Source organism: Kushneria marisflavi (assembly GCF_002157205.1).
Classification (GTDB): domain Bacteria; phylum Pseudomonadota; class Gammaproteobacteria; order Pseudomonadales; family Halomonadaceae; genus Kushneria; species Kushneria marisflavi.
Window position 1 is genome coordinate 707,636 of the sequence record NZ_CP021358.1, and the last position, 25,590, is coordinate 733,225.

General features: G+C 59.8%; 21 protein-coding genes, 3 tRNA genes and 1 pseudogene. 6 read left to right on the forward strand and 19 right to left on the reverse strand.

Going from position 1 to position 25,590, the window contains the following annotated elements; all coding sequences use genetic code 11:
- Positions 1–81: 81 nt before the first annotated feature.
- The 3 genes from B9H00_RS03310 to dapA are packed head-to-tail and all read right to left on the reverse strand — an operon-like array spanning position 82 to position 2,656.
- A complete protein-coding gene (locus B9H00_RS03310) occupies positions 82–843 on the reverse strand; it encodes an MBL fold metallo-hydrolase (RefSeq protein WP_086899467.1) in 762 nt (253 codons plus the stop codon).
- Positions 843–1,775, reverse strand: a complete 933-nt coding sequence (gene bamC, locus B9H00_RS03315) for an outer membrane protein assembly factor BamC (protein WP_086899468.1) — start codon at positions 1,773–1,775, stop codon at positions 843–845. The genes B9H00_RS03310 and bamC overlap by 1 nt, the downstream gene beginning before the upstream one ends.
- Positions 1,772–2,656, reverse strand: a complete 885-nt coding sequence (dapA, locus tag B9H00_RS03320) for a 4-hydroxy-tetrahydrodipicolinate synthase (RefSeq protein WP_086899469.1) — start codon at positions 2,654–2,656, stop codon at positions 1,772–1,774. The genes bamC and dapA overlap by 4 nt, the downstream gene beginning before the upstream one ends.
- Positions 2,657–2,970: 314 nt before the next feature.
- Here dapA and B9H00_RS03325 point away from each other — a divergent pair, with 314 nt between their 5' ends.
- Positions 2,971–3,447, forward strand: a complete 477-nt coding sequence (locus B9H00_RS03325; protein WP_086899470.1) for a peroxiredoxin — start codon at positions 2,971–2,973, stop codon at positions 3,445–3,447.
- Between the two features lie 40 nt (positions 3,448–3,487).
- Here the strand turns inward: B9H00_RS03325 and B9H00_RS03330 are convergent, their stop codons facing one another.
- Both B9H00_RS03330 and B9H00_RS03335 read right to left on the reverse strand, forming a co-directional pair.
- Positions 3,488–4,579, reverse strand: a complete 1,092-nt coding sequence (locus tag B9H00_RS03330; protein ID WP_086901674.1) for an AI-2E family transporter — start codon at positions 4,577–4,579, stop codon at positions 3,488–3,490.
- 43 nt (positions 4,580–4,622) lie between these two features.
- Positions 4,623–4,892, reverse strand: coding sequence for a sulfurtransferase TusA family protein (locus tag B9H00_RS03335; protein ID WP_322788264.1), 270 nt, complete (start codon positions 4,890–4,892; stop codon positions 4,623–4,625).
- Between the two features lie 131 nt (positions 4,893–5,023).
- Here B9H00_RS03335 and B9H00_RS03340 point away from each other — a divergent pair, with 131 nt between their 5' ends.
- Complete coding sequence (locus B9H00_RS03340) at positions 5,024–6,475, forward strand: M48 family metalloprotease (protein ID WP_086899471.1); 1,452 nt, start codon at positions 5,024–5,026, stop codon at positions 6,473–6,475.
- 98 nt (positions 6,476–6,573) lie between these two features.
- On the opposite strand, the gene B9H00_RS03345 is transcribed toward B9H00_RS03340, so the two are convergent.
- The 11 genes and pseudogenes from B9H00_RS03345 to B9H00_RS03395 form a co-directional block, all read right to left on the reverse strand.
- Positions 6,574–6,648, reverse strand: a tRNA-Lys gene (locus tag B9H00_RS03345).
- Between the two features lie 46 nt (positions 6,649–6,694).
- A tRNA-Lys gene (locus tag B9H00_RS03350) sits at positions 6,695–6,769 on the reverse strand.
- 47 nt (positions 6,770–6,816) lie between these two features.
- Positions 6,817–6,891, reverse strand: a tRNA-Lys gene (locus tag B9H00_RS03355).
- 355 nt (positions 6,892–7,246) lie between these two features.
- Positions 7,247–8,083 (reverse strand): annotated as a pseudogene (rluB, locus tag B9H00_RS03360) (23S rRNA pseudouridine(2605) synthase RluB); the annotation flags it as partial.
- 8 nt (positions 8,084–8,091) lie between these two features.
- Positions 8,092–9,060, reverse strand: a complete 969-nt coding sequence (gene scpB / locus B9H00_RS03365) for an SMC-Scp complex subunit ScpB (RefSeq protein WP_086899473.1) — start codon at positions 9,058–9,060, stop codon at positions 8,092–8,094.
- A complete protein-coding gene (locus B9H00_RS03370; RefSeq protein ID WP_086899474.1) occupies positions 9,057–9,941 on the reverse strand; it encodes a segregation and condensation protein A in 885 nt (294 codons plus the stop codon). The genes scpB and B9H00_RS03370 overlap by 4 nt, the downstream gene beginning before the upstream one ends.
- A 101-nt stretch (positions 9,942–10,042) precedes the next feature.
- On the reverse strand, positions 10,043–11,164 hold the full coding sequence (pqqE, locus tag B9H00_RS03375) for a pyrroloquinoline quinone biosynthesis protein PqqE (protein ID WP_086899475.1): 1,122 nt from the start codon (positions 11,162–11,164) through the stop codon (positions 10,043–10,045).
- Positions 11,161–11,448: a pyrroloquinoline quinone biosynthesis peptide chaperone PqqD gene (pqqD, locus tag B9H00_RS03380; protein WP_086899476.1), complete on the reverse strand. Its 288-nt coding sequence runs from the start codon at positions 11,446–11,448 to the stop codon at positions 11,161–11,163. The genes pqqE and pqqD overlap by 4 nt, the downstream gene beginning before the upstream one ends.
- A complete protein-coding gene (pqqC, locus tag B9H00_RS03385) occupies positions 11,445–12,227 on the reverse strand; it encodes a pyrroloquinoline-quinone synthase PqqC (protein ID WP_211329557.1) in 783 nt (260 codons plus the stop codon). Before pqqC ends, pqqD begins: the two co-directional genes overlap by 4 nt.
- Complete coding sequence (gene pqqB, locus B9H00_RS03390; protein WP_236944345.1) at positions 12,224–13,153, reverse strand: pyrroloquinoline quinone biosynthesis protein PqqB; 930 nt, start codon at positions 13,151–13,153, stop codon at positions 12,224–12,226. Before pqqB ends, pqqC begins: the two co-directional genes overlap by 4 nt.
- 191 nt (positions 13,154–13,344) lie before the next feature.
- On the reverse strand, positions 13,345–15,159 hold the full coding sequence (locus B9H00_RS03395; protein ID WP_086899478.1) for a DEAD/DEAH box helicase: 1,815 nt from the start codon (positions 15,157–15,159) through the stop codon (positions 13,345–13,347).
- Between the two features lie 86 nt (positions 15,160–15,245).
- Here B9H00_RS03395 and B9H00_RS03400 point away from each other — a divergent pair, with 86 nt between their 5' ends.
- Positions 15,246–15,659, forward strand: a complete 414-nt coding sequence (locus B9H00_RS03400) for a hypothetical protein (RefSeq protein ID WP_086899479.1) — start codon at positions 15,246–15,248, stop codon at positions 15,657–15,659.
- 94 nt (positions 15,660–15,753) lie between these two features.
- On the forward strand, positions 15,754–16,074 hold the full coding sequence (locus B9H00_RS03405; protein WP_086899480.1) for a putative quinol monooxygenase: 321 nt from the start codon (positions 15,754–15,756) through the stop codon (positions 16,072–16,074).
- Between the two features lie 90 nt (positions 16,075–16,164).
- Here the strand turns inward: B9H00_RS03405 and purL are convergent, their stop codons facing one another.
- On the reverse strand, positions 16,165–20,064 hold the full coding sequence (gene purL, locus B9H00_RS03410) for a phosphoribosylformylglycinamidine synthase (protein ID WP_086899481.1): 3,900 nt from the start codon (positions 20,062–20,064) through the stop codon (positions 16,165–16,167).
- Between the two features lie 273 nt (positions 20,065–20,337).
- Between purL and mltF the strand changes: the two genes are divergently transcribed.
- Both mltF and B9H00_RS03420 read left to right on the forward strand, forming a co-directional pair.
- Positions 20,338–21,819 (forward strand): membrane-bound lytic murein transglycosylase MltF, encoded by a 1,482-nt coding sequence (gene mltF, locus B9H00_RS03415; protein ID WP_086899482.1) that lies wholly within the window; start codon positions 20,338–20,340, stop codon positions 21,817–21,819.
- Positions 21,816–23,795, forward strand: coding sequence for a sensor domain-containing diguanylate cyclase (locus tag B9H00_RS03420; protein WP_086899483.1), 1,980 nt, complete (start codon positions 21,816–21,818; stop codon positions 23,793–23,795). The genes mltF and B9H00_RS03420 overlap by 4 nt, the downstream gene beginning before the upstream one ends.
- Positions 23,796–23,799: 4 nt before the next feature.
- Here B9H00_RS03420 and tadA read toward each other — a convergent pair whose 3' ends face one another.
- Both tadA and B9H00_RS03430 read right to left on the reverse strand, forming a co-directional pair.
- A complete protein-coding gene (gene tadA / locus B9H00_RS03425) occupies positions 23,800–24,258 on the reverse strand; it encodes a tRNA adenosine(34) deaminase TadA (protein WP_086901677.1) in 459 nt (152 codons plus the stop codon).
- Between the two features lie 114 nt (positions 24,259–24,372).
- Positions 24,373–25,440, reverse strand: coding sequence for an NAD(P)-dependent alcohol dehydrogenase (locus B9H00_RS03430; protein ID WP_086899484.1), 1,068 nt, complete (start codon positions 25,438–25,440; stop codon positions 24,373–24,375).
- Between the last annotated feature and the right edge of the window lie 150 nt (positions 25,441–25,590).

A 25,590-nucleotide genomic window follows, 5' to 3' on the forward strand; every position in this document is an offset into this window, starting at 1 on the left:
CCGGCAGGGAATCAGAAGGTGATAGAAAAGAGTCGGGGCGGCATTGACGGTCTGTCACGCCCCGCCTGTCATGTCGTTGCATCAGCTGACCGACTGCCAGTCAACGGTGCGTCCCTGCTGGGCAATGACCAGACGCGACTCATCGTTATCCAGCAAGGGCCTTAACGCCTCAAAGGCAAGTTCGGGCAGATTATTCTTCTCTGAGAGGTGCGACGCAACCAGTCGCTGCAGGCGATCAGTACCCAGCGCCTGCAAAAGCTCCGCGGCCTGGCGATTGGACAGATGACCCAGCCGACCGCTGACGCGACGCTTGAGACTCGGCGGATAGGGACCGTAGTCCAGCATTCGCGAATCATGATTGCATTCGATAAACAGCGCATCGCAACGACGGTAGCGCTGGAGCACGTGCGGTGTGACCACGCCCAGATCGGTCAGAAGGCCCAGACGGTGCGCGCCGGCCTGAATCAGATACTGTACCGGCTCGCGGGCATCATGTGGCACGGTGACAGGCGTAATGTCGAAGTCACCAATGCTCAGAGTATCTTCCGGCGTGATCAGCACCACGTCGATGGCTGGATCCGGTTTGAGCGACAACCAGGTCCCGACGGTCATATAGACCGTCAGACCAAACCGATGCGCCAGAGAAGGCACGCCCCGAACGTGATCGATATGCTCATGCGTTACCAGGATGCCGGCCAGCGTGGCCGGATCCATGGCGAGCAACTGCATACGCCTGGTCGCCTCGCGAATCCCGAAGCCGCAGTCCACCAGCAAATGGGTACCCGCACTGCTGACCAGCGTGGCGTTGCCGCGGCTGCCGCTACCCAGCGATGCAAATCGCATCAGCGCAGAATCGAGGCCACACCGTCGAGCAGGTCATGAGACCTTTGCTGATCGACCGGATTGCCGGCACTGTCGGTCACGCTCACGTAGGTGGCGTTATCGCCGGGCAACAGATGCAGCTGATACTGCTGTGTCTCGTCGCTGCTGCCCCGGAACGGAATCCAGCTGCCTTCACCCTTGACGGTATATTCCACGGTGAACACCCGCTCGCTGCGATTTTGATCGATCAGGCGACGGTTGGGCGTCTCGTAGTTGTTCTCCAGCTGCCAGGCAAGTTCTGCCCAGGCACGCGGGAAATCGAGCGCCAGCGCCAGCCGCCAGTTATCATCACGGCTTTCCAGACGAACGCGATCATTGCGCGACAGGTTCTGGGCCACCAGCGATACACCACTTTGTGGCGCGCTGGAGGACAGATACTGACTGACCTGGCTCAGACAAGCATCGACACTCTCGCCGCCCTGCTGGCAATAAACATCCGTGGTGTTATTGCGAATTCCCTGACGCACGGACAGCACACCACGATCCGTCGTGATCTGCCCCGTATTGCCATCAATGTTTTGCACCTGATAGCCATTGGCACGCACAAATTCCTGCAGGCGTGGCCAGACAGCGCCGGGAGCAGCGCTGACCACCAGCCAGCGATTGCCGTCGGCCTGACGAGGCTCAACAAACCGGGTTTCACGATCGCTGGTCGACAGGGTCTGTGGCCGGGGCGGCTCATAACCATCGCGATTTCTGATGAAATCGTTGGAGGCGCGCGGGACCGGCATCGCATCCTGATAGCGGGTCTGATCACGCGAGGCCGGCAGCTCCAGCGGCGCCGTCATTTCCGCATCGGCGTATTCGCTGTTGCGGTCATGGTAATAACCGCCACCACAGCCACTCATCACAAGCAGCAAGGGCGTGACCATCATCCAGCGTGTCTTGCTCATTGATCCATCACTCCGGCCAGCTGCAGCGCCTCGGCTACGGTGGATTGGTATCGTTCGGAAAGCCAGGTCAGGGGTAGTCGAATACCGCTTTCCATCAGACCAAGCTGATTGAGCGCCCATTTGACCGGGATCGGATTGGCTTCGATGCCCAATACCGAATGCAGCGGCATCAGACGAGTATTGATCTGGTGGGCACGGTCATAGTCACCGGCGGTCGCGGCAACACAAAGCTCGTGCATTGCTCGCGGTGCCACATTGGCCGAGACCGATATGGCACCATGACCACCAGCGAGCATGAATTCGCAGGCCGTCGGGTCATCGCCGGAGTAAAGGGCAAAGTCATGCCCCTTGAGACGCTCGATCAGGTCCTCGGCGCGCTCGAGATTACCGGTCGCATCCTTGAGCCCCACGATGTTGTCGATGGCTGCCAGACGATGTGCAGTCTCGTTGTAAAGATCCACACCGGTACGGCTGGGGACGTTATACATGATGACCGGCAGATCGCAGGCCTGGGCCACGGCCTTGAAATGCTGGTATAGCCCTTCCTGGGTCGGGCGGTTGTAATAGGGGGTGACCGACAGGCAGTAATCGGCCCCAACCTCTTTGGCATAACGTGCCAGTTCCACGGCTTCTGCCGTGGCATTGGCACCGGTACCTGCAATGACAGGCACCCGGCCATTGACCGTTTCCACCACCGTGCGAATCACATCGAAGTGCTCGGCAAAGCTCATGGTGGTCGGTTCACCGGTCGTACCGGCCGCCACGATGGCATCGGTGCCGTGCTCGAGATGCCAGCCTACAAGATGCCTCAGGGCGTCCCAGTCGATGGCCCCATCGGCTTTCATGGGCGTCGCCAGAGCGACCATGCTGCCAGTGATCATCCCGCCAACCTCTTCCTTTGAATTCGTTTGAAAGCGGCCATATTGGAGCCGCCGTGATAAACCGATGCCGATACCGTCTGCCGGTGAGGCAGGACATATGGGGTCGGTGATTACGCTGACGATGGTACTCGGCGCACCCCATGCTGTACAGACGCAGCCCGGCAGGAAAACACGTCCGCTCTCGGGAGCGGCTGATTTCACCGCTGGTCTCGGTTATTGTCACAGACCTTGCTCGACACGACGTCGCCGCTTTGGCGCTGTCTCACGGCAGGCCTGAAACCGCGATACCCTTTAATTTTCATGGGAGAACTGGCATGAGCATCACCCCTGGCGCCCCCGCCCCGGACATCACACTGGAGGCCACTGGCGGAACAGATTTCAACCCGACTACCTTCAAGGGTGAGCAGGTTGTGCTTTATTTCTATCCAAAGGATGCCACGCCCGGCTGTACAACTGAGGGGCAGGATTTTCGCGACCGCATGGCCGACTTCGAGCAGGCCGGCACGCGTGTTTTTGGCGTTTCGCGAGACTCGCTTCGCCGACATGAAAACTTCAAGGAGAAGCAGGGTTTCCCCTTCGAGCTGGTCAGTGACCCGGAGGAAACCCTGTGTCGCGCCTTCGATGTCATCAAGCTCAAGAAGCTTTATGGCAAGGAGCACGAAGGCATCGAACGCAGTACCTTTCTGATCGACCGGGAAGGCAACATTGCCGCCCAGTGGCGCAAGGTCAAGGTGGCAGGACACGTCGACGAAGTACTGGCCGCAGCGAAAGCCCTCAACGCCGACCAATAAGACATCACCATGGCCCTGCACGAGTGCAGGGCCTCAGCCATCACTCGGTGGCGACCGTCCCTTCCTTGCGCCGCGCACTGGCGCCACGTGGCCAGGCAAACATCAGCGATTTGATCAGCGTGGCCAGCGGAATGGCGAAAAAGATACCCCAGAACCCCCAGATGCCGCCGAAAAAGAGCACGGCCAGGATGATGGCCACCGGATGCAGATTGACCACTTCTGAAAACAGGAGGGTCACCAGCACGTTGCCATCAAGCGCCTGAATGATGGCATAGGCCAACAGGACATACATGAACTGGGCGTCGAATCCGAAGTGAAGTCCGGCCGAGGCAGCAACCGGCAGTGTGGCTGCCGCGGCGCCAATATAGGGTACCAGCACGGACAGCCCGACCACGATGCCCAGCAGCACCGCGTAGGGCAACCCCAGCGCCCAGAAGGTAAAAAAGGACACCACTCCCACAATCACGATTTCGATAAACTTGCCACGAATGAAATTGGCAATCTGGGTATCCATTTCACACCAGACCCGGGTCATCAGCAGACGCTTTTTGGGCAGCAGCGACAGAAAAAAACCGATCAGTCGCTCGCGGTCCTTGAGCATGAAAAAGACCAGAATCGGTACCAGCACCAGATAGATGATGACGCTCAGCATACCCGCGAGCGAACTCAGCGACAGACTAACGACGCGCCGCCCCAGCTGAGTGGCCTCCTGGCTGGCCGTATTGATCAGGTGCTGAACCTGATCGGGTGTGACGATGCTGGGATAGCGCGCCTGTAGATCGCCCAGAAGCTCCTGACTGCGATACAGCACCGCCGGCAAGCCCTGTACCAGCCGCGCAAACTGATCCCACACCATCGGAAAAATGATCAGGGCAAAAAACAGCATCGCCCCGACAAACATCAAAAGTACCAGGCATACGGCCGGCAGCCGTGAAAGCCCCAACCGCTCGAGCCAACGCACCACACCCTGTAGTAGAAAGGCAAAAACAAGCGCGGTGAAAAATGGCGCCAGCATGCCGCCAAAAAAAATGATGATAGCAAAGCCCAATACCAGCAGGGCGCCCAGCGTGACCGCTTCCTCATCCGAGAGGTAGCGCTCCATGAAATGGTTCCAGAGGTTTTTGAAGGTCATCAAATTATTGTCACCATGAGTGTCCATCCAGCGAGCGCCAACATCAGCATCCCTTGATCAGTACGTAGTACCAGGTATCACCCTCTTGCCGACGCCCGGCAAGCTGATGCGCCGTATGCGCCGCGAAACTTTCAAAATCACGCCACGACCCCGGGTCCGTGCAGATCACGTACAGATACTGCCCTTCTGCCAATGACGCCAGCGCCTGACGCGCCTTTAAAAGCGGCATGGGGCAATCCAGTCCGGTGGCATCCAGCACCAGATCGGCAGCCTGTTTCATCTGCCCGATATCCTCGAATGTTTCCAATGCCACTGGCTCCCCTGCTGGTTGTAATCGGCACGATTTAAAGGCAACTTGATGCCACCGGCAACCTCTGCTGCCTATCGCGGGCCGTCAGTCACTTCTGCCCTTTCATGTCCCCATCGCCATCCGGTAAGCATGTCATGTCAAGGCTCACGCATTTTCGATGCATTATCACAGCAGTCCTGCTGTTTGGTAGTGTTACCACATCGGTAACGGCACCTGCCGGACAGCTCCCAACGCTTGGAGATGCAACCGGAAGCTACAGCAGCCAGGAAGAGTTTCGTCTCGGGCGGGCCTGGCTACGGGAATTTCGAGCTCATGTCGGGCAATGGCGCGACCCCATCACACAGGACTACCTCAATACGCTGGTGGCCAGGCTTTTGCCCAATAGCCAGCTGGGCGATATCACCCCTCTTGTCACCCTGGTATCGAGCCGAACCCTCAACGCTTTTGCCGTGCCCGGTGGCGTCATCGGCATTAATACAGGTCTTTTTGCCTACGCACCTGATCAGGATGCCTTTGCCTCGGTCATTGCCCACGAGATGGGGCACCTCTCGCAGCACCATTTTGCCCGCGAGATGGCGCGCAATGAGCGTACCCAGCTGCCGACCATGGCCGCCATGCTGGCGGGCATGGTGCTGGCCGCCGGCGGCGGTGGCAACCTGGGAATAGCCACCATGGCCGGTACCCAGGCCGCCGCCATGCAGAGCCAGCTGAGCTATTCGCGCCGCTATGAACAGGAAGCCGACCGGGTCGGCCTGCAGGCCATGGCGCGCTCCGGGATGGACCCCACGGCGATGCCGCGCATGTTTGCCACCATGCAGCGCCTCTCCAGCATGCAGGGCAACACCCCGCCCGAATTCCTGCTGACACACCCCATGACCGAATCACGACTGAGCGACACCACCAGCCTGGCTCAGCAGTACAGGACCAACAACATCAGCGACCCGGGCCCCGAATATGACCTGATTCGCGCCCGGGCCATGCTGGCGATGAACATGAGCGACCCGGGCTTCGTGCGTACCCGCCTTGAGCAGGACAAGGCACACCCCATCGCTCTGCGCTATCTCGATGCCCTCAACGACAGTATCAACCAGCGCCCCGATCAGGCGCTGGCAACGTTTGATCAGTTGGCCCGCGAGGCCCCCGATATTCTGATGCTGCCGGCAAGCGCCGCTGATGCCGCGCTGGACGCCGGGCGCCGCGAAGATGCCATTCGCCGCTGTGAACGCATTCTGCGCCTGACACCCGACTACTATCCCGCCCGGATCATTCAGGCCGAGGCGCAGCTGGGGATCAATCCCGAAACGGCCTTTCAGAGCCTGCGAGCTCTGGCCGATACCCATGCCGAAGATCCGGATGTCTGGAATCTGCTCAGCGAAGCCGCCGGGCGCAGCAATCGAGAAGACTGGGGGCACCTGGCACTGGCCGAGCAGCTTCAGCTCAAGGGGGATATCGAAGGCGGGCTGGAACAGCTGACGCTGGCCGAAAAGGCGTCACAGCAAAATGGAGATTACGCCCTGACCAGCCGTATTCGGGAACGGCGCAAGGATTTCAAGCAGTACCAGGAGACGCTGGAAAAATTCCGCTAGTCCGGCTTGCAGCCTTTCAAGACAGTGCCTTGCACAGGCAATCAAGTCAGACCCATACAAAAACGCCTCACCCGAAAGGGATGAGGCGTTTTCAAATCTGGTGGGTCGTGTAGGATTCGAACCTACGACCAATTGGTTAAAAGCCAACTGCTCTACCACTGAGCTAACGACCCGAAATTCAGGCATACAATATGAAGCCCAAAACAATGACGATGCTTGTGGTGGGTCGTGTAGGATTCGAACCTACGACCAATTGGTTAAAAGCCAACTGCTCTACCACTGAGCTAACGACCCGACAATCCTGCCGATAATCACAAACATGCCATTATTTCTGTCGAGAATGGTGGGTCGTGTAGGATTCGAACCTACGACCAATTGGTTAAAAGCCAACTGCTCTACCACTGAGCTAACGACCCACTCGACGGGCGCAAATACTACTTTGAAAGCATGCGCGATGCAAGCATCACTTTCATGCGCCGTGTATCAACGACGCCCGCCGCCCTTCCGGCCCGGTGGCGTGCCCGCATTTCCCTTCTGATTATTACTGCCTCGCCGCTCCTGGCCCTTATCACTCTTGCCAGCCGGACGACGATTGCCTGTCGGGGCCGTAGAGCTCCAGTTGCCAAGGTCGCTGCGCTTTTCGTTGCGCTTCTCGCGAGGCGTCATCGGCCGCACTTCATCACGGCGCTCGCTGCGGCGGGACATGCTTTCCTGACGCTGCGACGTCTTGTCCTGGCGACGCGACGTGCCTTCCTGAGCATCGCTTCGCGCCGCTTCCGGCGACTTGACGCCGCGCACGGGGCGACGCTTGTTCTTGTCGCGGTTCCAGCGATTTTTCTCATCGGGTGTCAGCGCCGGCACCTTGCGCTTTTCAAGCCCGGCAAGCTCGGAGAGATCATCCACTTCCTGCTGGGTCAGCTCGGTCCACTCACCGGCCCGGGCGCGCTTGTCCAGAAAGACGCTGCCGTAACGAACCCGCTTGAGGCGGCTGACCGTCAGCCCCTGGGATTCCCAGAGCCTGCGCACTTCACGGTTGCGCCCTTCCATGATGACCACATGGAACCAGGTGTTGATGCCTTCACCACCGAACTCCTGCACGTCGGTAAAGCGTGCCGGACCGTCTTCCAGCATTACGCCTTCGACCATGGCCCGAACATGCTCGATGGTCACTTCCCCCATGACACGAACGGCATACTCGCGCTCGATCTGCATCGAAGGATGCATCAGGCGATTGGCCAGCTCTCCATCGGTGGTAAAGAGCAGCAAACCGCTGGTATTGATGTCCAGTCGACCGATGGCAATCCAGCGCTCTCCGGACAGGCGCGGCAGGTGCTCGAATACGGTGCGACGACCTTCAGGGTCGCGACGCGTGCAAAGCTCCCCTTCCGGCTTGTTGTACATGATGACGCGACGCGACGAGGCCTCACTCGACTTCAGCGTGACCGGGCGGCCATCCACGGTCACCCGGGCATCCTCGGAGATACGATCGCCCAGTTTGGCCGTTTCACCATTGACGTTGATGCGTCCGGCGCCGATGGCAGCTTCCATTTCGCGCCGTGATCCCAGCCCGGCACGGGCCAGTACTTTTTGCAGCTTTTCAGTGTTCATGCGAAGTCTCAATCTTCTGGGTAACTGGTTTGCGTCGATTTCTCATCGGACCCAGCATCCGGGCCGTCGCGATCTGCCTGGTCGCGCAGTCGCTCGGCCAGTCGTTGACCGATCTCATCAAGACTCGGGCTCTGACGTGAAGGCATCGGCGTCTCAATCGACGAGCGTTCGGATGGTCTCTGCTCCCCTTTCGTCGAGTCAGTCAGCACATCCTCGGTATTGCTGCTGCCGTTATCGGCAGCGTCATGATTCATGGTGCTGTGGCCAGCGCGCTCACCGCTGGTTACCTGTTCATCGCTGGCTGGATATTCACCACTGACCTGGCTATCGGCAGGCGTGTCACCCTCGGCACTCAGGTGAGAGCGCTCACCGTCGGGAACTTCTTCCCCGGCTTTCACCGTGGGCTCTGGCGTGGACGCATTGGGCGTGAGTTGCTCAAGCCAGTCAACGGTTTCCCCTTCTTTTACCGCACTGATGGGCGGCAGGGCATCCAGCGTGCGCAGGCCGAAATCATCAAGAAAGCTCCTGGTCGTCGCATAGACCGCCGGGCGCCCGGGTACATCGCGATGCCCCACAACCCGCACCCAGCCCCGCTCAACCAGGGTGCGCATGATCGAGGCGCTGACCGACACGCCCCTGACGTCTTCAATATCGGCACGCGTGACCGGCTGGCGATAGGCAATCAGGGCCAGCGTCTCCAGTAGCGCGCGCGAATAGCGTTGCGGGCGCTCATCCCAGAGTCGTGACACCCAAGGGGAAAGTCCATCGCGCACGCGCAGACGAAAACCGGAGGCGGTCTCTTCAAGCACCAGCGCACTCTGCGTGAGGCGCGCTTCCAGCGTCGATAGTGCTTCGCGCAGCGCTCGACGCCCGGGGCGGTCGTTGTCATCGAAGACCGCCTCCAGTCGCTCGAGCGTCAGCGGCTCACCGGCCGCCAGCATTACGCCTTCAAGGATATGATCAAGCGGGGGCGTCATGACACCCCCGCCTGGTCGTCCGGCTCAAAGGGCTGTTCGAGGGCATCTTCCTCGCTATCGGGCTGCTGCACCCGACCACGCACGTGAATGGGCGACAGCGGCGCGTTCTGTACGATTTCGATCAATCGCTCCTTGCTCAGCTCCAGAATGGCCATAAAGGTCACGACGACCCCGGCCTTGCCTTCCTCGGGATCAAAAAGCGCCTCAAACGCGGTGAACTGCTCGTCGTTGATGCGCTCAAGAATGGCCATCATCCGCTCGCGGGTCGAGAGGACCTCGCGGGTAATCTGATGTTCCTGCTTGAAATCGGCGCGCTGCATCAGGGCCGAGAGTGCCCCGAGAAGCTCCGACAGCTCGACGTCGGGATGCTGAACGCGAGGCTGTAACACCGGCAGTCCGGCATCGGCCTGATACCAGTCACGCCCCTGACGCGGCAGTTCATCGATGGCCTGGGCGGCCAGCTTGATCTGCTCGTATTCCTGAAGACGCCGCACCAGCGCAGCGGTCGGGTCTTCTTCGTCATCCTCTTCGCTGGCACGGGGTGGCCGCGGCAGCAGCGTGCGCGACTTGATCTCGGCCAGCATGGCGGCCATCAAGAGATACTCGGCGGCCAGATCGATCCCGCTAACCTTCATGAGCTCCACATACTCGATGTACTGACGGGTCACGGCAGCCACATTGACGGCCAGAATATCGAGGTTCTGACGCCGGATCAGATACAGCAGCAGATCCAGTGGTCCCTCGAAGGTTTCCAGAAAGACACGCAGCGCCTCCGGCGGAATGTAAAGATCCTCCGGCATCTCATGCAGCGGCTCACCGCCGACCATGACGGCAGGGGCAGCCTCGGGGGTCGGGCTGTGAAGATCACCGGACTGGGTCATGGAATATGAGAAGAAGGCTCAAGGGACACGGGGCATTGGCCCAAGTTTATCAGGCCGCCCCGCTTCAAGCATCTGCCGCCTGAGGTTGGAGTCAGCAGCAATCAGGCAGGCCGTCCGGTTCTCGCAAAACGGCGATAGGCGAAAGGCTCGTCGCGACCGGCCTCTTCGAGTGTCAGCGTCTGGATCTCCTCATGCCAGGGCGAATACTGGCATACCGGATCCATCTGTCGAGCGTCACCGGTGATCATCAGCGCCTGACAGCGACAGCCACCATGATCGATGTCGAGACGATCGCAGCTCTGGCAGGTATCGGGCAGAAAATCAGTCCCGCGAAAGGCATTGAAGGCCGGCGAGTGATACCAGACATCCGAAAGGCTGTGCTCGCGCACGCTCCAGAATTCGAGCCCCGGAATCGTCTGTGCCGCGTGGCATGGCAATCCCAGCCCCGAGGGCGTGACGTTGATCGTCTGCTGGCCCCAGCCGTTCATGCAGGGCTTGGGAAAATGGGCGTAGTAATCCGGCACGACCGAGTCGATCGCCAGACGACCCTTGAGGCGAGCCTGGGCGGCCTCCACGGTTCGAAGCGCCGTCATGACGTCGGCACGACGCGGCATCAGCGCCCCACGATTATGCAGCGCCCAGCCGTAATACTGGGCATGCGCCAGCTCCAGACGCTCAGCGCCCAGATTCAGGGCCAGATCGATAAAGTCTTCAATCTGGTGAATATTGGCGCGATGAACCACCACGTTGATGGTCAGGGGCAGCCCCCGCTTTCGAACCTCACCGGCGAAGGCACATTTTTTATCAAACGCCCCCCGCATCCCCGAAACATGTTCGGTGACGGTATCATCGGCGCCCTGGAAAGAGAGCTGAACGTGATCCAGCCCGGCAGCGTCGAGCGCCGTTAGCCGCTCCGGTGTAATACTGACGCCGGCAGTGATCAAATTCGAATAGAGCCCTTCACGAGCGCAGGTTTCGACCAGCTCGACCAGATCCGGCCGGGCTGCCGGCTCGCCGCCTGAAAGGTGTACCTGCAGCACGCCCAGTGCGGCGGCCTCACGCAGCACGCGCTGCCAGCCGGCGGTATCCAGCTCCTCATTACGGCGTTCAAGCTCGACCGGATTGGAGCAGTAGGGGCACTGCAGCGGGCAACGGTGCGTCAGCTCGGCCAGCAGCCCCATGGGCGGCGGGACGGGCCTGTTGGTCGGAACCACATCACTCATGGGACTACCTCCAGCACGCCGCGATCGATCAGGGCATGAAACAGCGCCAGCACGTCATGGCGAATTCGGTCCCGCTCGGCGTCAAAGTCGATCACCAGCGCGTCGATGATCTCCGACACGCAACGCTTGCCATCGACGTGGGACATGATCGCATGAGCGATCGCATCAAGCTGAAATATTCGCTCTGGTGCCAGCAGCACCCAACCACCACGAGCCGCATCCTCACGCATACGTACGCCGCGTGGCAGGCGCACTACAGCGTTATCGTCAAGCCGCTTGCTCAAGGCGTGGCTCCTGCGATCAGGCCGGTTTTGCCATCCCAGGCGCCCGGCGGTCGATGACCTTCCACATAGGCATGCTGAAGTGCGTCCAGCATCGTCCAGAGCACATCACACTTGAACACCAGTGCCTCCAGCACGGCCTGCTGCTGGTCGGCACGCCTGGCGTGCTCGCGCACATAGGCCAGCGCCCGTTCGGCATCGTGCGGCGCCTGTGTCAGACGCGGACGAAAATAATCCAGCGTCTCCTCGGAGACAAAGTCGTAGTGCTCGAGCATGCCCGAGACCCGAGTGCCGATCACCATGGGCGAAAACAGCTCGGTCAGCGAGGAGGCCACCGCCTCCAGCAGCGTGCGGTCACGCACAAAATGCGTATAGGCCTCTACCGCGAAACGCGTTGTCGGCAGGATGCGCCGGGTCGAGCGCACCATCTCACGCTCTAGCCCCAGCCCGTCGGTGAGTTTCAGCCATCGCTCAATGCCGCCTTCACCGGGCGCCTCACCGTCATGATCGACCAGTCGGCTGCGCCACTCGCGCCGCCATTCAGGGTCCCCCAAACGCGCCATCAGGGTGGCATCCTTGATGGGGATCATCGCCTGATAGTAATAACGATTAAGCGCCCAGGCCCGTACCTGGCAGCGATCAAGCTCACCACCTTGCAGCGCAAGCTGGAACGGGTGGCGGTGGTGATAGCGCGCCTCACCGATCTCGCGCAGACGCGCTTCCAGCGCCTCGACACTCATCGGCTCGGTCACTTCCGTCAGGGCGTCCTGATACGAACTCACGAAGTAATCTCCATGCCGTCAAAGGCAATCTCCCAACCGGCACCTTCGGCCTCTCGCCGTTCAGGGCTGTCCTCGATCAGGACGGGATTGGTGTTATTGATGTGAATAAAGATGCGCCGATCAATGACTACATCGGACAGCGCCTTCATGCTGCCCGCCTCCCCTGACATCGACATATGACCCATGCGCTGACCGGTCTTTTGACCGACACTGGCAAGAATCATTTCGTCATCGCGCCACAGGGTGCCATCAAAGAGCAATGCCGCGGCCCCATCGAGCCGCTCCGCCAGACGCGGCGTCACGGTGGCGCAGCCGGGAATATAATAAAGTCGCTGGCCATCGAGTTCGAACTCGACACCCACGGTGGACTCCCCTTCGGCACCGATGTCGACCTTATCCCCTTCCAGATAGAGCGCGGTCTTGCCGGGCACGGCAAAAACCGTCGCCATCAGGCCGGGCAGCAGCTCGATACGGCTATCAAGCGCCACATCACAGCGCTGGACGCAGTCGGCGGCCAGCACGTTGAAAATCGGGTTGTCACGCAGCACGCCGTGAATCTCGGGCGTGGCATAGAGTCGAAACGGGGAGCGTTCGCGCAGGCTCAAAAGACCCGCCACGTGGTCCACGTCACCATTGGTGACCAGAATCGATTGAATCGGCGTATGGCGATCATGCCCCCTGGGCTGAAGCGTCGGTTCACGCTGCAGCTGGGCGAGCACTTCCGGGGCACAGTTGATCAGCGCCCACTGCTGCCCATCGACCGAGACGGCAATCGAGGACTGGGTCCTAGGGACAACGCGTTGAGGGGCGGTGCGGGCGAGGCGACAGACGTTGCAACAGCAGTTCCATTGAGGCAGGCCGCCACCGGCGGCCGCCCCCAGTACGCGAACGCGCAAACGCCGCGCCCTGTCATGTTCACTCTTCAATGTCGATTTCAATCTCGGCAGGCAGGTAAACACTGGCTTCCATACCAGCACTGATTTCCTTGACTTCGGGTGCAGACCAGCTCATGAGAGGCTCCTTGACCGCCAATGCGATCACAAATCGATGGTAACAATGCTGCCGGACGGCAACGGCCTATATCTTAGCAGAATAACGATATTTGGTGCTGCCCTCATCAGGCGCCGTCGGCGCTATCAGCACGGCGATAGCGTCCCTCATAGTCAAAAAGACGCTCGCGTACCTGCCAATAGCGCCCCACCTTGCGACCGACCACAAAGTCCGGATGTCGCAGACGCTCGCGTGAGGCGATCACCTCCTTGATCGTGGACGGCTGCCAGTCGATGCCGGGCGCACGCAGATGTGGCTTCAACCAGGCGTGATAAAAGGCCTTGCGCTGAGCGGGCGTTTCCAGGGCGTACCACTCTGAAAGCGTCGCCCCGTCCTCATCGACATAGGAGACCTTCAAACGCGCCAGCCCGCGACCGTTGACGCTCTCCTCAAGCATCATGCCACTGACCCGCAGCACCCGAGCATCCTTGAGTTTCAGGGCATCGCGCAGCTTGTCATCGGCATCGATCAACTGCTCCTGACAGTGGCGACAGCGCCGGGCTGCAATGTCATTTTGCACCCCGCAATGCTCGCAGACCTTGTAGCGGAAGCGAAAATCGCACTGCACTGACGCACCGCGTTCCTTTTCGACCAGCCCCTGACAGCGGCGCCCAAAATGCTCGATGACCAGCTCGCCATCGCGCTTGCCCCAGAAAATGTTGGCAAACCCGCATTCGGGACATTCGACCTGTACCGGTTCACTGTCACTGTCCGGGCGCGGTGCATCAATTTCAGGCCCATAGAGCTCCCAGGGATTGCCCGCATAATCCAGCACCAGGCATTCGGTCTTTCCGGGAGACAGGCGCAACCCTCGCCCGACGATCTGTTGGTACAACCCGACCGATTCGGTCGGACGCAGAATCGCGATCAGATCCACGTGCGGCGCGTCAAAGCCGGTGGTCAGCACCGCCACGTTGACCAGATACTTGAGCTTTCGTGCCTTGAAAGCCTCAATCAGGGCTTCGCGTTCACGGCCGGGGGTCGTGCCGGTCACCAGTGCCGTCTGCCCCTCGGGCAGATAGCCCATGATCTCTTCAGCATGTGCGACGGTCGCGGCAAAGATCATCACGCCCTGGCGATCATGGGCACGGGCCATGACATCTTCAATGATCACTGGTGTGGCCCGATTGCCGCTGACCACCCGGTTGAGATCGGACTCGGCGTACTGGCCGCCCGCGCGCGGCGCAAGCTGTGAGAAGTCATAGCGCGCCACGGCAGCATCAATACGCCGTGGCTCGGCCAGATAGCCCTGTTTGACCATGACCCGCAGGGGCTGCTCGAACACGCAGTCACGAAAGAACGAATGTTCAGGGCCGCGCACCATGCCGTGATAATGGCGGTGGTAGATGAACCCCTGCCCCAGCCGATAGGGCGTCGCCGTCAGACCCAGCACCTTGATATCCGACCGACTCGCCCGCAGATGATCAATCACTCGCTGGTAACTGCCGGGTGACTGTCGCTGCTTGCCGTTCGCGTTGTCATCCACCATTGGGGCCACTCGATGGCACTCATCGATGACCAGCAGCGTGAACTGACCGTCGTCAAACTCGTCAAGCGCATTGATGACGGACTGTACCGAGCCAAAGACTACCTGGCGCTGGCTGTCTCGTCGCCCAAGGCCTGCGCTGAAAATGTCGGCGCTGAGCCCATAGGCTTCATATTTGGCATGGTTTTGCGCCACCAGCTCACGCACGTGGGCAAGCACCAGTACACGACCGCGCGCGATTCGTGCCAGCTCGGCAATCACGAGGCTCTTGCCGCTGCCGGTCGGCAGAACCACCACTGCCGGGTCGTGGCTGCGACGAAAATGACCGACGACGCGCTCGACGGCTTCCTGCTGGTAGGGCCGTAGCCTTGGGGGTGTCGTTAAAGACGCTGACATGTCCTTATACTGATCCTGTCATTTCCGAGTTTTGAAACGGGCTGGATGTTTAAAACCGTCACCGCTGGTGACCAAAGAGGCGCGCAATGCAGGCCAACACACAGATCGAGTACTATATTGAAGGCCTGGGGAGCCTGGATTTCCAGGTAGAAGCCATCGATAAGCACGCCGCGCGCATTACGCTTGAAAACCTTGAGTTCATACTGGTGGTGGCCGAAGACGAACCGGCCTTTTTTCAGCTGATGCTACCCGGCGTCTGGCAGGCCGATGCCGGTACCGACCGTGCCCAGCTGCTTGATATTGCCAATGACGTCATGAATGCCATCAAGGCAGCCAAGGTCGTCATTCACGGTGAAGCCGTTCATGTCAGCGTGGAGCAGTTCGTGGCAGGCCCGGAACAGGGCATCGCGCTGGTTCCGGGACTTCTGGAACTTTTGCGAAGCGCCGTGGCAGAGTTTCATGAACGCATGGGCATGGGTCCGGCGCCCAGAGTTCATTAATGCGCCATCAACACTATAGTGATGCCGTAGCACGTTGTTGCCGCCCCGAACACCTTAATGTCCTGCTGCTTAAAGTCCTAAAGGGAGAATCATGATGAGCGTGACCAATGGCAATTTTGTCGTTCTGGCCGAATTCAGGATCAAGGAAGGCCAACGCGATGCGTTTCTGGCGCTGGCTCATAACGATGCCAACGAATCACTGGCCAACGAAAGCGGCTGTCATCAGTTTGATGTGCTGGTGCCGGAAGAAGATGGCCACACCGTGATCCTTCACGAGGTTTATACCGACCGCGCGGCCTTCGACAAGCATATGGAAATGCCGCATTACAAGCCGTTCAAGGAAGGCACCGATCCGCTGCTCGAACACGCCCCCAGCGTCCGTTTCCTGAGCCCGGCTGCCCGCCCGCAGAACTGAGCTCCTGCCCGCACAAGGCATGCCTGACACATGAAAGGACCTCTGGAAAGAGGCCCTTTTTCATGTCCATTCATCGATGTTGATGAGCGCTTAGCCGATCCACTTTCTGGCATTACGGAACATGCGCATCCAGCCACCGGCTTCCTGCCACTCCTGCGGACGCCAGGAGTTGGTGACCGCCCGTGCCACGCGCTCGGGGTGCGGCATCATGATGGTCACACGGCCATCACGGCTGGTCAGGCCGGTAATGCCGGACGGCGAGCCGTTGGGGTTGGCGGGATAGCCGGTCGTCACCTCACCGAAGTTATCGACATAGCGCAGCGCGACCGTACCGCTCGCCTGCGCCTGACGAAGGTGGCTTGCATCACTGAACTGCGCCTGCCCTTCCCCATGCGCCACCGCAATCGGCATTCTGGAGCCTGCCATGTCGGCCAGAAACAGCGAGGGCGTGGATTCCACACGCACCATGGAGACGCGCGCCTCGTACTGCTCGGACAGGTTACGCACAAACCGCGGCCAGTGATCGGCCCCCGGAATCAGTGACTTGAGCTGTGAGAGCATCTGACAGCCGTTGCACACGCCAAGGGCAAAGGTATCTTCGCGCTCGAAGAAGTGCGCAAACTGATCGCGCCCACGCTCGCTAAAGAGTATCGACTTCGCCCAGCCCCCGCCGGCGCCCAGCACGTCACCATAGGAGAATCCACCGCAGGCCGCAGCCCCCTGGAAGTCGGTCAAATCCACGCGACCTTCCAGGATGTCCGACATGTGAACGTCAATGGCCTCAAAACCGGCGTTGGTGAAGTTCCACGCCATCTCAAGCTGACCGTTGACGCCCTGCTCGCGCAGAATTGCCACACGAGGAGCAGCGCCCTTGTTGATAAAGGGGGCGGCCACATCGTCATTGACGTCATAGCTCAGACTGGCATGCAGTCCGGGGTTGCGGGTTTCATCAAGGCCGTCGAACTCCTGACGAGCGCAGTCCGGGTTATCCCGGCGCGCCTGCAGCTGATAGCTGGTTTCCGCCCAGGTACGAAGGGCATGCACCCGGGTAGACTCGATCAGTGTGGCGTCATAGAGCGTGACCGAGAAACGGTCGTCTCTGGTCGGAGTACCGATGCGATGCACGCAGTCAGCAAGCCCGGCGGCTTCCAGCGTGGCGAGCACGGCATCGATCTCATCGCGACGAACCTGAATGACGGCGCCCGGCTCCTCGGCAAACAGTGCCTCGGTCGCGTGGTGGGCATCGCGCACCAGCTCGTCGAGTGTGATGGCCAGACCGCAGTGACCGGCAAAGGCCATCTCGGCCAGCGTGGTCAAAAGTCCGCCATCACTGCGGTCATGATAGGCCAGCAGTCGATTGTCACGATTGAGGGTCTGAATGGCGCGGAAGAAACCGGCCAGATCTTCGGGCGCGTCCAGATCCGGCGCGTGAGCGCCCAGCTGGCCATAGACCTGCGCCAGTGCAGAGCCACCCAGACGGTTCTTGCCACGTCCAAGATCGATCAGCAGCAGTTCAGTGGCATCCACAGAGGCCAACTGCGGCGTCAGGGTCTTTCGGGTATCGCTGACCGGGGCAAAGGCCGACACGATCAATGACAGCGGCGCTGTCACGGCCTTGTCGCGTTCGCCATCACGCCAGGCGGTACGCATCGACATCGAATCCTTGCCGACCGGAATCGCAATATCCAGCGCCGGGCACAGCTCCATACCGACTGCGTGGACCGCGTCATACAAGGCCTGGTTTTCGCCTTCGTGATCGGCCGCGCTCATCCAGTTGGCTGAGAGCTTGATATCACCAAGGGACTCGATGGGCGCCGCAGCAATATTGGTAATCGCCTCGGTGACAGCCAGACGCGCCGAGGCGGCAGGCGAAATCAGGGCTGTGGGCGTGCGTTCACCCATCGCCATGGCTTCGCCGGCATCGGTATCAAAGGAGGCCGTGGTCACGGCGCAGTCCGCCACCGGGATCTGCCATGGCCCAACCATCTGATCACGTACGCTCATGCCACCTACGGTACGATCGCCGATGGTGATCAAAAAGTTCTTTGAAGCCACTGCCGGCAGCTGCAGAACACGGTCCATGGCCTCATTGAGGTCCAGATTGTCCAGCATCAGGGGCGGCTGGGCGAGCTCGCAACGCTCGAAGCTGCGCTGCATTTTAGGCGGTTTGCCAAACAGCACGCTCATGGGCAGGTCGATGGGACGGCTTTCAAAGTGCTCGTCAACGACCGTAATCTCATGGGCTCTGGTGGCTTCACCCACCACGGCAAACGGGCAGCGCTCACGGGCACACAGCGCCTCGAACTGCTCGATGGCCTCCGGCATCACGGCCAGCACATAACGCTCCTGTGCCTCGTTGCACCAGATTTCCAGCGGCGTCATGCCGGGTTCGGCACTGGGCACATCACGCAGGTTGAACAATCCGCCGCGACCGCCGTCCTTCACAAGCTCTGGCAACGCATTGGAAAGCCCGCCGGCACCCACGTCATGAATAAAGCTGATCGGGTTGTCTTCCCCCAGCGCAATACAGCGATCGATGACTTCCTGAGCGCGACGTTCCATCTCGGCGTTGTCGCGCTGAACCGAGGCAAAATCCAGGGCATCGCTGGTGCTGCCGGAGGCCACGGACGAGGCGGCCCCGCCGCCCAGACCGATCAGCATGGCCGGCCCGCCCATGACAACCAGCTTTGCACCTTCGGCGATTTCGCCCTTGAGCACATGCTCATCACGCACGTTGCCGTAGCCGCCGGCCAGCATGATGGGCTTGTGATAGCCACGTCGCTCGACGCCGGCCAGGCCGATCACGTCATGCTCATAGGTGCGGAAATAGCCGTTGAGCGCCGGACGACCAAATTCGTTATTGAACGCTGCGGCACCGATCGGGGCCTCGATCATGATGTCGAGCGCGCTCTTGATGCGTTCTGGTTTGCCGTAATCGAACGCCTCCCACGGCTGCAAAAGCTCGGGAATACGCAGATTGGACACGGTAAAGCCGGTCAGACCGGCCTTGGGCTTGCCGCCGCGGCCGGTCGCGCCTTCATCACGAATCTCGCCGCCGGCGCCGGTCGCCGCGCCCGGGTAGGGGGCAATGGCCGTCGGGTGATTGTGCGTTTCGACCTTCATCAGGATGTGGATCGGCTCCTGATGCGTGACGAAACGAAAGTCACGGCTGTCAGCCAGAAAGCGCCCTGCCTCATGACCACGGATAATGGCAGCGTTGTCGCTGTAGGCAGACAACACATTATCCGGCGAGCACTGGTGAGTGTTACGGATCATGCCAAACAGCGAATGGGGCTGCGCCTGACCATCAATGTGCCAGTCGGCATTGAAGATCTTGTGACGGCAGTGCTCGGAGTTGGCCTGAGCGAACATCATCAGTTCGACATCGCTGGGGTTGCGCCCAAGACCATTGAAGGACTCGACCAGATAGTCGATTTCATCTTCGGCCAGTGCCAGACCCAGCGTCACGTTGGCCGCCACCAGAGCCTCGCGTCCGCCCTGAAGAATATCCACGTGGCTTTCCGGCGCCGGCGAATGACGCTGAAACAGTTTCGCGGCATCGCTTGAATCCACCAGCACGGTCTGCGTCATGCGATCAGCCAGTACCTGTCGAATCGCCTCGACCTCATCTCTGGAGGGCAGTGCATCGGTTTCGACAAAATAGGCCACACCCGCCTCGATTCGGCGCACTTCATGCAGGCCGCAGTTGTGGGCGATGTCGGTGGCCTTGGAAGACCAGGGGGAAACGGTACCAAAGCGCGGCACGACCAGATAAAGCGCACCGGCGGGCACTGAATCTGCCCGCTCGCCGGCCTCCAATAGCGCACAAAGACGTTCAAGTGCCCCGGGCTCCGGCGTCTTCTCGACGTCCAGAAAATAGCGGTGCATCGCCTGCACGCCGGTCACGCCCGGCATGGCCTCGCGCAAACGGGCAAGCAGGCGGGCATGACGAAAGGAAGAAAGGGCACTCTGGCCGTGCAGCTCGAGCATGACGAACGAAGCCTCTACTGACTGACAGGAAATGAGGTGTGGTACAGGAGCGCTATCGAAAGGATCACGCTCCCCGTGTTGAAACAGCGCCAGGCGGCGAGGGCGTCATCATACTGGAAAGCGGCTCGCGTGGCGAAGGCCGAGGCCGTGCGTCGGTCATGGATCGAAATCATCCGAAAGGCTGAGACTATCGTGCAGTTAAGACCCATCGACTAGCCGCCTCCGGTTGGCATCGGTATCTTGTGCCATCTTTCAAACGGTCGTTTTCTCACAATGCACAGGCATTTTTTACGCACAACCCGAAGGATTGCAGGGCTGGTAGTAGCGCTATTGCTGCTGCTCACGCCTGCCCGCGCGATCTCGACGTGGTCTGACGCGCTGATGCCGATGCTTGCCAGTACCACTCTCTCCGAGATCAAACAGCGTGACTTCCTGGAAATCGCCACGCGCAACGCGCCAGCCACCTTCCATGAAGGCCGTCAGGGACCAACCGGCTTCGAGTTCGAACTTTTTCGCCGCTTTGCCAATGACCTGGGCGTCAGTCTGGCCGTGGAAGATGATCACCATATTAGTGATGTACTGAATAACGTGGCCACCGGGCGTACCGATATCGGCGCTGCCGGCCTGGTGCTCGACCCACTGCGTGGGGATGTCATCTACTCCCAGCCCATCATGTCCATGCAACCCATGGTGGCATACCGGCGCGGCATGCAGGCGCCCCGAACGATCGAAGACCTTGACGGGCTGGATATCGGTACGGTAGCCGGTGCAGGCACCAGTCGGGTACTGCATGAGCTTCAAAAGACACACCCGTCGCTGACCTGGCGGGAAAGTCCCGACCTGGAAACCACGGATCTTCTGGCCATGGTAGAAAGTGGCAAACTGGATGCCGCCGTGGTCTATGCTCACGAATTCAAGCTGAGTCGTCTATTCTTTCCGAATGTGGCCAGAGCGCTACCGATTGGCGAACCGGTCACGCTGGCATGGGCATTTCCTGCCCGTACCGATCCCTCGCTGGTGGAGCGCGCCAATGTCTTCATCGATCAAATGCGGCGCAGCGGTGATCTTGAGGGTTTAACGCAAAAGTATTTTGGCCATGACGACTATCTTGAATATGTCGGCGCGCGACGCTTTATCGCCCAGGCCCGATCGAATCTCGATCAGTGGTTGCCCGACTTTAAACGGGCGGCCATCGAAAACGGTTTTGACTGGAAGCTGCTTGCGGCCGTGGGTTATCAGGAATCACACTGGAAACCGGGTGCGGTCTCCCCGACCGGCGTCAAGGGATTGATGATGCTGACCCGGGCAACGGCCAGTCACATGGACGTTGATAATCGCGAAGATCCACAGCAGAGCATTGATGGTGGTGCCCGCTATCTGCGCTATCTGCATGATCGAATTCCCGAAAGGGTCGCCGAACCGGACAGAACATGGATGACGCTGGCCGCCTATAATCTGGGGCTGGGTCATCTGTATGATGCACGACGACTGGCACGTCTTCAGGGTCATGATCCCGATCAGTGGGACTCCATCAGGGAGATGCTGCCACTTCTACAGGAAAGCAGCTGGTATAGCCGTGTGGAACATGGCTTTGCACGTGGTAACGTAGCCGCACTCTATGTGCGTAACATCAAACGCTACGAAGAAATCCTGAACTGGGTAGAGCGCAGCCAGCATCAGCTTTCATCACTTGACCGTGCCACTGCCAGCAACACGCCCACTGCCGTCTTCGAGACCATACCGCCTGTTCCATGAAAGCCTTTTTCGCCCGCCATGGTGACCTGCTACTGACCCTGTGTGCCCTTCCCTGCGTCGCAGCAGGGTGGTGGCTGACGCCGCCCGTGGAGCATCTGCTGCTGGCACTGGTCGGCATGGTCACCCTCTCAAGACTTGGGATGAATGTGACCCGCCGTTGGCGGCCGTATCGTCTCAGGCCTTTTGCGATCATGATCACGGGTATCACCCTGATACCATTATTGGCACTTCTGGCTTCATTTTTACTGCCGGATGCCGCCGTGAATTATGCCCAATGGTCACTGATTTTCGATCACTGGCCCGAGCAGGCACCCTTTTATTCGATTCGTCCGTCCATTCTGATGACGGTCGCGCTGGTGCTTTTACTGGTTCTGCCACTGTTCTCATCGCGCCCGGGAGAGATCGGCCCCATCGGCCTCGCCATGGCCACCATGCTGACAGCAACACACCTCATCGAGCAGCACGGGTTCATCTCGCTTCATGAGGTCTCACTGTCAACGCCTACCCTGCTGGCCATTGTTCTTTTACTGGCCGCTGAATTCGTGACCCAGTGGCCAAAGCGACGCCTGGCCACCGTTGGCATTGCCCTGGCCGCCTCCATGACGGTTTTACTGATACTGCTGGTACTCTGGCACTATCACAACAGCCAGAATATTCGCGATGTCAATCAGGTGGCCCGCACCCGCGTTGACGCGCTCAGCGAGAGACTGGGTCAGGAGATCAGCGTCAGCGACCAGGCCATGCAGCGCTTTGCCATTAGTTGGGACTCTGCCGGAAGCCTGCCATCCAGTCGTGCATGGACGCACCGAGCCAAACACCTTGTTGAACATTTCGACTATATGCGAACCATTGCCTATATCGATCGGCAAGGACCTCGTATCCGGCACGCCTATCCGCTGCAGAACAATCAGCCCCTGCTCGGCCATCACGTACTCTCCAGTGATGATGACATCGCTCTGCCCGATGCCCTGCAGGGGAATGCCAGTGCGACCGGCATGGTCAGTCTGACCAACGGCGGGCGTGGCGTGATCTTCTATCAACCCATCCACGACCTTGACACAGCCGCCATTAACGGCGCGGCGGGCTTCGTGATCGATCCGGCACGCCTGTTTGCAACCATCGATGATGCGCAGGACAGCCAGAACTTTCGCATTAGGGTGATGCAGAATGGCACGACGTTGTACAGCTCCAATACTCGTGAAGCCCTGAGCATGCTCGAGCACTGCAATATTCTTCGGCTGGGCCAGAGCAACTTCACGATCTGCGCCGAGGCCAGCTATGCCAGGCTGTTTGATGAGCGCTCAAAACTGCCGGCCGTTGTATTGATCACCGGGCTGGTCTTTACCTGGATGATTTATCTGTTGATGTACTTTCATCACCGCCTGCGCCAGCGCCATAACGGGGTCAAGGATGCCAACTATCGCCTGAGAGGCGAGGTGGAAAAGCGCATTGCCCTGCAGCAGGAGGTGGAATGGCTGGCGCAGCATGATGAGCTGACAAAGGTGCCCAATCGGCGCTATTTCAGCCAGTGGGTCGAGAAACTCGATGCCAGCCGGACCCGGACGATCATCGTGATCGATATTGACCACTTCAAGAAGATCAATGATCTGCTGGGACATCCAACGGGGGATCACTACCTGCAGCGCGTCGCTCACTGTCTGCAGGATATCGTCACCCGCCATGGCGGACTGCTGGCCCGTTTTGGTGGAGAGGAGTTCATTGCCTGTCTGCCCGACATCTCACCGGAAAAGGCTGCCGAGGTGGGCGAGCAGCTACGTCGCGGTGTCGAAGCGCTAAACCTGACAAGACACGATGGCCACACCATTGTCACCATCAGCCTCGGACTGATTACGACACGCCGCGCCAGCGATAACCTGCCGGACCTGATTCAGGCCGCCGATCAGGCGCTTTACCGGGCCAAACTGGCAGGACGCAATCGCGTTGAACTGGCGGGCATGCTGGATACAAGCGCCTGACCCTTCAGGAAGATCGACGGCTCGCAAAGAAGGTTTTCAAAAGCCGGCGGGCGGGTGCCACCAGCACGCCCGAAACAACCTCTACCTCATGGTTGTGCCAGGGCTGAGCAAAGAGATTGGCCTTTGACTGCGCCATACCGGTTCGCGGCTCCGCCACGCCATAGACGACTCGCGCGATCCGCGCATGAATGATGGCTCCGGTGCACATTAAACAGGGCTCCACGCTGACATACAGGGTACAGCCGGTCAGCCGGTAATTGCCGGTACGCTTGCCGGCATCGCGCAGGGCCTGCACTTCGGCATGCGCCGTGGGATCATGCTGCCCGACCGGCGCATTGAACCCCTCACCAATGATCTCGCCTTCGGCGCTGACCACGACGGCCCCGACCGGTACTTCTCCTGCTGCCATGGCAAGGTGCGCCTGATCCAACGCCCGATGCATATAGAACTCGTCGCTGCGCATGATCGCTTCCCTGTCGCCAAATCGACCCATGATATAAAAAAACCGGCGCCCACAGGCACCGGTTCTCGTAAATATCATGGGTCAGTCGACATTCGACTGCCCCGGGCCTCACTATCAGGCCGCGCTGTCGGCTTTCAGAGACGCCATATCGATCACGAAACGATAGCGGACATCGCCCTTTTGCATGCGATCCCAGGCCTCGTTGATCTGATCGATGTTGATCATCTCGACATCACAGGTGATGCCATGTTCGGCGCAAAAATCCAGCACTTCCTGGGTTTCGGGCATGCCGCCGATGAGCGAGCCTGCCAGCACCCGGCGACGGAAGACCAGATTGGCACCGCTGACAGCCGGATCCAGCGGCTCGAGCAGGCCGACCAGGATATGAGTGCCGTCCGGCTTGAGGGCATTGAGATAGGGGTTGATGTCGTGCTGTACCGGAACGGTATCGAGCATGAAATCGAAGGTTTCGGTCACGGCCGCCATCTGCGCTTCATCGGTGGAGACCACCACATGATCAGCGCCCTGCTTTTTCGCTTCGGCCACCTTGGATTCGGATCGGGTAAAGAGCGTTACCTCGGCCCCCATGGCGCTGGCCAGCTTGACGCCCATATGGCCCAGACCACCCATGCCAATAATCCCGACCTTGTCGCCCGGCTTGACACCGTAATGCTTGAGCGGGGAATAGGTAGTGATTCCGGCACACAGGATCGGCGCGGCGGATTTGAGATCGAGACCGTCCGGCATGCGTACCACGAATCGGTCACTGACCACGACAGAGTCGGAGTAGCCGCCCTGGGTCAGGGTGTTGTCGTGGCGGTCGGGACTGCCGTAGGTCATGGTGAACCCTTCGGCGCAGTACTGCTCGAGACCGCTGTTGCAGGAATTGCACTGACGGCAGGAATCCACCATACAGCCAACGCCCACAATATCGCCTGCCTTGAAATTTGTTACGTCATTGCCCACGGCGGTCACACGACCCACGATTTCATGCCCCGGAACGACCGGATAGGTCGCCATGCCCCAGTCATCGCGGGCGAAGTGAAGATCGCTATGGCAGACACCGCAGTAGAGAATCTCGATGGAAACATCATCAGCGCGCGGCGTGCGACGCTCGAAGTTCCAGAGTGCAAGCGGGGTTTCAGCACTATGGGCAGCGTAGCCCCTGGCGGGTGTCGACATAATCTTTCTCCTGCGTATCAAAACCGGACATCCGCATTCAGGCGGATATCCTAGAGTGATTCCAGTGTGGTATCGAAATCCGTCCTGCACCATACACGGTTCTGCTTGTCACTTGCCTATTTCTGCAAAAATAATTGTTATAAGATATCA

Bases quoted from the DNA above. Each gene is read 5' to 3' on its own strand.
- B9H00_RS03420 (WP_086899483.1), top strand. From the start codon at position 21,816: ATGAAAGCCTTTTTCGCCCGCCATGGTGACCTGCTACTGACCCTGTGT.
- bamC (WP_086899468.1), bottom strand. From the start codon at position 1,775: ATGAGCAAGACACGCTGGATGATGGTCACGCCCTTGCTGCTTGTGATG.
- B9H00_RS03340 (WP_086899471.1), top strand. From the start codon at position 5,024: ATGTCAAGGCTCACGCATTTTCGATGCATTATCACAGCAGTCCTGCTG.
- purL (WP_086899481.1), bottom strand. From the start codon at position 20,064: ATGCTCGAGCTGCACGGCCAGAGTGCCCTTTCTTCCTTTCGTCATGCC.
- B9H00_RS03400 (WP_086899479.1), top strand. From the start codon at position 15,246: ATGCAGGCCAACACACAGATCGAGTACTATATTGAAGGCCTGGGGAGC.
- mltF (WP_086899482.1), top strand. From the start codon at position 20,338: ATGCACAGGCATTTTTTACGCACAACCCGAAGGATTGCAGGGCTGGTA.
- B9H00_RS03370 (WP_086899474.1), bottom strand. From the start codon at position 9,941: ATGACCCAGTCCGGTGATCTTCACAGCCCGACCCCCGAGGCTGCCCCT.
- dapA (WP_086899469.1), bottom strand. From the start codon at position 2,656: ATGATCACTGGCAGCATGGTCGCTCTGGCGACGCCCATGAAAGCCGAT.
- B9H00_RS03395 (WP_086899478.1), bottom strand. From the start codon at position 15,159: ATGTCAGCGTCTTTAACGACACCCCCAAGGCTACGGCCCTACCAGCAG.
- B9H00_RS03330 (WP_086901674.1), bottom strand. From the start codon at position 4,579: ATGACCTTCAAAAACCTCTGGAACCATTTCATGGAGCGCTACCTCTCG.
- tadA (WP_086901677.1), bottom strand. From the start codon at position 24,258: ATGCGCAGCGACGAGTTCTATATGCATCGGGCGTTGGATCAGGCGCAC.
- B9H00_RS03310 (WP_086899467.1), bottom strand. From the start codon at position 843: ATGCGATTTGCATCGCTGGGTAGCGGCAGCCGCGGCAACGCCACGCTG.
- B9H00_RS03405 (WP_086899480.1), top strand. From the start codon at position 15,754: ATGAGCGTGACCAATGGCAATTTTGTCGTTCTGGCCGAATTCAGGATC.
- B9H00_RS03430 (WP_086899484.1), bottom strand. From the start codon at position 25,440: ATGTCGACACCCGCCAGGGGCTACGCTGCCCATAGTGCTGAAACCCCG.
- scpB (WP_086899473.1), bottom strand. From the start codon at position 9,060: ATGACGCCCCCGCTTGATCATATCCTTGAAGGCGTAATGCTGGCGGCC.
- pqqE (WP_086899475.1), bottom strand. From the start codon at position 11,164: ATGAGTGATGTGGTTCCGACCAACAGGCCCGTCCCGCCGCCCATGGGG.
- B9H00_RS03325 (WP_086899470.1), top strand. From the start codon at position 2,971: ATGAGCATCACCCCTGGCGCCCCCGCCCCGGACATCACACTGGAGGCC.